General features: G+C 35.8%; 2 protein-coding genes. One reads left to right on the top strand and one right to left on the bottom strand.

Annotated elements, in window-relative coordinates; translation table 11 throughout:
* The first annotated feature begins 108 nt into the window (after nt 1–108).
* Entirely contained in the window at nt 109–1,461 is a 1,353-nt protein-coding gene (locus ACWPVE_RS03805; protein ID WP_453990812.1) for an IS1182 family transposase, read from the top strand.
* Between the two features lie 154 nt (nt 1,462–1,615).
* Here ACWPVE_RS03805 and ACWPVE_RS03800 read toward each other — a convergent pair whose 3' ends face one another.
* Nucleotides 1,616–6,391 (bottom strand): bacterial Ig-like domain-containing protein, encoded by a 4,776-nt coding sequence (locus ACWPVE_RS03800; RefSeq protein ID WP_453990810.1) that lies wholly within the window; start codon nt 6,389–6,391, stop codon nt 1,616–1,618.
* Nucleotides 6,392–7,150 lie beyond the last annotated feature (759 nt).

The raw sequence follows: 7,150 nt of genomic DNA, 5'->3' as shown, positions 1-7,150 counted from the left end.
CTCAGGCTGTCGAGAAAGTCTCGACAGCCTTTATTCTTTTGATACACTTTAATAATTCACCGCGTTAATATGTTATAATATATTTAATAAATTAGGGTTGGTGATATTGTGTTAAATACTAGGGAAAATACACAAAATGAAATTGAATTTGTATCAATTGACGAGCTTGTTCCAGATAACCATCTGTTACGAAAAATAGATAAATACATAGATTTTTCTTTTATAATTGAGAGAGTAAAACCTTACTACTCTGAAGATAATGGTCGACCTTCGATCGACCCTCTTGTTCTTTTTAAAATGATGTTTATTGGATATTTTTATGGTATCCGTTCCGAAAGACAGCTTGAACAAGAGATAAAACTTAATGTCGCATATCGTTGGTTTTTAGGTCTCAGATTTAAAGATCCTGTACCACATCATTCCACAATAAGCTGGAATCGTCATAAGCGTTTTAAAGATACAGACATCTTCCAAGAAATCTTTGATGAAATTGTTCTTCTTGCAATGAATCACAAAATGGTTGGCGGAAGAGTCTTATTTACGGACTCCACTCATCTCAAAGCTAATGCGAATAAACATAAATTTACAAGGGAAGAAGTTGAAGTAGAAACTCGTGAATATTTAAATGAGTTAAATAAGGCAATTGAAGAAGATCGTGCTGAACATGGAAAAAAGCCTTTAAAGGAAAAGGAGGAGGTGAAAGAAACAAAAGAGATTAGAGTAAGTACCACAGATCCAGAAAGTGGGTTTATGTCGCGAGACAATAAGCAAGAGATGTTCTGTTATTTAGACCATCGGACAACAGATTTGAAGTTTAACATTATAACTGATGCATTCGTAACTCCAGGTAATGTCCATGATTCAATACCATATCTTAGCCGTTTAGATCGTCAAATCTTACGATTTAACTTTAATGTGGAAGCTGTTGCTCTTGACTCTGGATACTTAACTAATCCGATTTGCAAAGGATTATCAGATCGTAAGATCTTTGGAGTTATTGCCCATAGAAGGTATCAACCAACAAAAGGACTCTTTCCAAAATGGAAGTTTAAATATAATAAAGAAAATGACATTTATGTTTGTCCAAATAGCGAGGAACTAACATATCGTTCAACTACAAGAGAAGGTTACCGAGAGTACAAGTCAGATCCCAAGAAATGTTCAACCTGCCCTCTTCTTGAACAATGCACTAGATCCCGGAATAAGCAAAAAGTTGTTACTCGTCATGTTTGGGAAGATCATAAAGATAAGGTGAGGCTAAATCGCCTCTCTCTGGAAGGGAAAATTCTTTATAAGTTTAGAAAAGAAACCGTAGAGCGAAGCTTCGCAGACTCAAAAGAGCTGCATGGGCTTCGCTACTGTAGGTTACGGGGAATTAAAAATGCTAGTGAGCAGGTATTACTTACAGCAGCCTGCCAGAACATGAAAAAGATTGCCAACCACCTAGCCAAGCAAGGCTAGATGGTTGGGAGTGATATTTTCAAGATTTTTGATAAAGAATAATGTCAACTTACAACTACAAAAACCACCGAAAACAAAAAGTGTAGAGAAAAAATACCCCTTTCTCTACACTCTGAGAGAGGGAAATCCCTCTCTTTTTTTGAATCTACTTTAGTTAAGAATCAAACCTCTTTCTTGTATAGTGAGTTGCACCAAGGTAAACTCCAATAAGGGTGAACAAAATACCAACTACTAGCCAGTTGTATATTGAAGTACTGGTCTTAGGTAGCTTCTTATTATCTGTTGGTTTCTCATTGTCTTTAGATGTGGCTTCTGAATGATCAGATCCTGGTGCTTGATTACCAGGCTGGGAGTTATCAGGGTTTTTATCAATTGGTTGGTTCGTTCCTGGTGTTTTATCGTCTGGTTGTTGTGTTCCAGGATTTTCATTCTCTGGTTCCTCTGTTTCTGGATTCTCCTCACCTGGTTTATCAGGTTCCTCGGTCATTGGTTCGTTGTATTGTGCAATAAAATCACCAAAAACACTCCAAACCCCGTTCCAATTAATATTCCCTTTCTGATCTCGCTCAAAGTCTTGAATAGATGCCAATGATTGGATCACATCAGGTGGTAGTGAAATTCCAGATTTATTAATGGAATCTATTCCGTTATACATAAAATTCTTTTCTGACTCTTGATGTTGATAGTTGTCCTTTGTTTTCTTTTCTCTCTCATCTGTATAGAACGAGATAAACCCATCAATTGAAAAATCTGGGGTAATATGGCCATATGTAGTGAACACCATATTTCCACCGTCATTGTTAAAGGCATAGTTGTTTCTCGCAATCACACCTGGATTACTATTACTTGTAAAACCAGCAGCACCGTTTCCAAATGCAACACTATTTTTGATGATATGTGGTACATGAACCCCTTCACCGCCTAGCTTAAATCCGTTCTTGTCTCCTGCACCAACAGTGCCATCTGTTAAGAACCCATTGTTATATGCAATACTATCCTCAATCGTTACTGCTCCAATTGCACCTGTACCAACTTTTGTGTAAAGGTCCCAGCCATCATCAATATTGTTATGAGCGACTGTTCCTCTAAAGATATTCCCTTCACCAACAGTTAATTTTGCGGCAAATCCGTCTGCATTATTATCGGATGGGTCACGGTTATCGAACGAAACACTATTTAGAATAAGGTTATAAGATGGCCAATCAGCGATATGATTGGAATTATCTGTACGACTAATTTGTAACCCTGTGTCACCATTTGCATATGTTTGAATATTTTCAATAATATTGAAACTCCCGCCAACTGTGTAGCCTTTCGTGTTACCAGCAGACTGAGTGAAGTCTATACCATTTACATGCCAGTAATTGCCACTGTGTACAACTCCTTCTGTTTTTCTATCAAAATCAATAACAGGTCTCGTTTTAGCAGCAGGATCAGCCCACAAGTACTTCAGTGAACTTTCAGTACCATCATTATATTTCTTAATCTCTAGTTTACTATTTCTTATATAATGACCTTCCATCACGTAAATGTATTGACCTGGTTTCACAAATTCAATGGCAGTATCTAAGTCTAAAGGACTGGCCTTAGATCCGTCTCCAGAACTTGTCCCATTTGGTGAAACATAAATATGCCCATTATCAGCATATGTTTTCATTTCAACTGTAAAGTTTCGAATAATTCGATCATAGTTTGTAAGTGTTTGAGTTTCATCGGGAATAAAAACAAAACTGTAGTTTGTGTTTCGATTACTCTCGATTGTTGTTTCAATTTCAAGTTTTTGACCAGCATTCATTGGTTCATCATAACGAATCACTTTATTTCCTTCTTTAATGGTAACAGAACCATTAACATTCGACTGGACAATTAGACGATAATTTGTAACAGATGTCTTGTCTAATGACAGAACATCAAATTGAGGTGACACCTCTTTAACAGGTGCTTCACCTTTAGGAGCATCTGTCGCTGCTGCTGTTACGTTAAGCTCGATATTACTAATCTCAATTGTCGCGACACGTGCAGTGTAGAAACCTACATATGCTTTCCCATTTTGCACATTTAAGATATCTGGTGCATATATTTCTTTTTCAAATATAGTTTTACCATCATCAAGTATTCCTGTAAAACCACTATTCGTTTTCCTAAGAGTAAGGCGGTATTCTTTTGTATTTTCTGGAGTAGGTTTTTCATTCTTTATCATTTCTCTTTGAATACCTAGACTTCCAGTTCCATCAGGTGATGTTACGCCTGTTCTTACAAATAGTTGTGTTCCATTATTCTCCCGTGTACCGCCAGAGTATCCTCCAATTGCAGCAATATTACTTGAGAAGATTCCTTTTTGATCACCACTCTCGAAAATGGCATCCCTCGCCATAATACCAAAGGATTCCTGGCCATCATGTGGATTCTTTGCATAATCTATTACTTTAATATCCGCTGATAGCTCGAAGTTATCTTCGTTGGCATCAATTTCAGTGTAATAGAAAGAAATTCCGTCATGGTCACCCGTGATTTTTCCAGCACCATCAATTGCTGCTAGACGAACGGCATCATTCTCTACATACTCAATGGTGTTCTTCTCGTCAGATGTAGATTGTCCAAAGCGAATAAATTCAAATGGATATTCGGTTTTCTCCCTAACTGTGACTTCATACGTAATAGGGGCAAGGTCCAAATCTGTCGTTGGAGTCACGGTAATGGGAAATGTACCAGGCGTATCACTATTAAAGGAACTAGAGTCAATAGTATATGCGTCAGTAGATAATACTTCTAGATCTCCATTATCATAGACTTTTGAAACAACTAACTCATCGGTTGTAAAGGTATCACCTACTGTAAAAGTGGTTGTAGGATACTGAGTAATTTTTAATTCGATCGCTTCTTTCTCTTTTACATTAAAAGTAATCGTTTCCCTAATGTTCTTGTGGCTAATTATTACACTTTTATCACCAGCTGTTGAAGAGTCAAAACCAGAAATATCGTATTCCTTATCTAATAATCTTACTTTTGAACCGTCTTTATAAATGGCATACACGACCATTCCTTTTAAATCAAGATCATCTCCGATAAAATATTGTGTTTTTTCAGGCTGCTTCCTTACTTCAAGCCCTATTAGCTCAGTATCTTGTACTGTTATATTCATACTAGCAGAAACAGTTAGGAAATCCTTCTGCATAATAGTGATGACTTTCACTCCAGGTGTAATAAATGTAAATGTATCATCAATCATCAATTCGCTAACTTTAAAAATAAGCTGTTCATCAGGAATTGTATAAGTTTCACCATTATCATATGTGCCTAGTACTTCTAATCCTGCTGGATCAAATGTGTCCCCTAGATAATAATTCGTTTTTGCAGGAAAATACTTAATCTTTAAATCTAGTAGACTTAGTTCCTTAATAGTAAGGTCTATTGTTTCTTTTACTCCGCCATAATGGATGGTAATTGTGTTCGTTCCAGGCTTACTACTATCAAATCCAGTTATAATATAATCATTTTCAGCTAAAGTTTCTTCTTCACCATTGGAATATTTCGCCTTAACAAGAAGACCTTCCGTATTTAATTGTTCATTTACAAGATATTCTGTCTGCATATTATCTTTGTTGACTTCAAGGCTAGAAACCTTCTTTGTATCAATGACTAAATCAAAATGACTGAATGTTATTTCGGCATCACGGGCAACGTACAGTCCTGCGTATATAGTTTCGTTAAATACATGGTCTAGCGTAATGACTTCAGAAACTCCATTAGTAGTGAATGTATATACATTTCCTGACTTTTGGATTTCAAACTCATATATCTCATTGGATGCTGGTAAACTCACATTCTCAAAGCTGTTTAATTTTGTTAATTGACCGTTTTGCTTATAAAATGGTTTTATCGTTAAATCTAGTGCACCAACAGCTAATAAATTTGAAGTTTGGGTACTGCTATCTCCGTTCACTCCAACCTTGTCCCTAAGCATAATTCCAAAAGATTTTTGATTAGGAGTAGAAATTCCACTATTATTATTAAAATTTTTTACAAGTGCTTTAGAAGTCAATGTGAAGTTTGTGTTGGCTGGAACTTCTTTAAAATAATAGGAGATTCCTTCATCTCCGTTTGCAATTTTTCCACCAGTTGCTAGTATTGTAATTGAACCATCATCATTTACTATTGGTGCGGGGTTTCTAGAATCACTAGTGTTTCCACCAAAAGCCCTGAATTCCCATTCTCCAGTTTCTATGGGGCGGTCTATTTTTAATTCAATATTGCTATAGGTAACACTCGCGTTCCTAGCAGCAAAAAGACCTACATAATTGATTTCTCCAGTATAATCTGTAATCGTTTTGGTTTCTTCACCGACTGTTAACTGATAGATGTTCCCGTCTTTTCTAATTTTTAAGGTGTATTCTTCACTTGTTATCGGTTTATTCTCATTAAAGTCAAGTTCCGCTGGGTATGTAGATGAAGAGTCCTTATATTTGTAAAATCCTTTAATTGATTGTTTGATCCCTCCTAAAGCTAGGTAGTCTCCAGTTATAACTTCTGTAGAATTTAATAAATTCCCCCTTAGCATTATCCCAAAACCAACTTGGTCATTGGCATGAATGGAATCAATTTTAACGTTTGCTGTCAGTTCATAATTATCGAGAGGATTCACCTGTTGATAATAGTAAGCAATTCCTTCTGAAGTACTCGAAATTTTACCTCGATTATTTTTTACGCTCATATTCACGGTTTGATCATCATTTTCCTTAATCAAGAAATTTTCAGAAGTTATTTTGTCTTTACCACCTACATCACCACCGACAGTACCTGTCCATTTTGAAGTAGAAGGAATGATTATCATATCCATAGATATATCTTCAGCTGCCACATTCACGTTCGTAGTTGGTAATAATAAAAGAAAACACATTAGAAATGTAATAAAACGCCTAAACCATCTCACCTTTATGACCTCCTTTTTGATGTGTAAATGAAAGATAAAATTAAGATACTTTAAATGTTATCACCTCCTTATAAGGGGATTTCCACTCTGGTTTGTTTGAGAAAATGTGCCAGTTAATCTAGGTGCTAAAATAGGTTCATGTCGTTTCACGATTTCTTCCTCGCTGATTAGACACTGTTGGAAATTATTTTTGCTACTTAAAAATGTTCTAGGAGTAAGTTTTGAGGGAGATGTTCAATTGGTTGTGTTTATTGCTTATTTATCTCAATAAGTAGCAAAAAAACATAGAGTGGGAAAAAAGGATAGCGCTTACATTAAATTTACCATAGCCATGATACTCATTAACGTGTATAAAATGGTATTTAAAACGAAGACATAACTGTTTATGTAAAATCTAATTAAATGATTATAGGTGTTATGAGGAAAAAAGGGGAAATGAATATTAATAGAAACTTAATTCTTTATTCATAGTTTGTTCATATTTTCTTCGTAAGATAAATACATGGAAAAGCCAAGCTTTTTCAGACCCCCCTTTTAAATGATCATAAAGCTAGGTTGCACTCTACATGAGAGCGTAAGTTGAGATAATTGATCATATCTTTTTAGTGTCCAGCTGATGCTGGACATTTTTTTTGATTGTTAAACATCAAGCTTGCGGATCATTTTACGTTAGGCTTTCTCATCTTCAAGCAGCCAACCCCTTAGGGATAGCTAATCCTATCAAGACCAGGCTTTTCACTGTATCATCTGATGATTGTC

Source organism: Bacillus nitroreducens (genome assembly GCF_964021195.1).
Note: the sequence above shows the minus strand (reverse complement) of the source record. Positions and strands in the feature narration are given on the sequence as shown.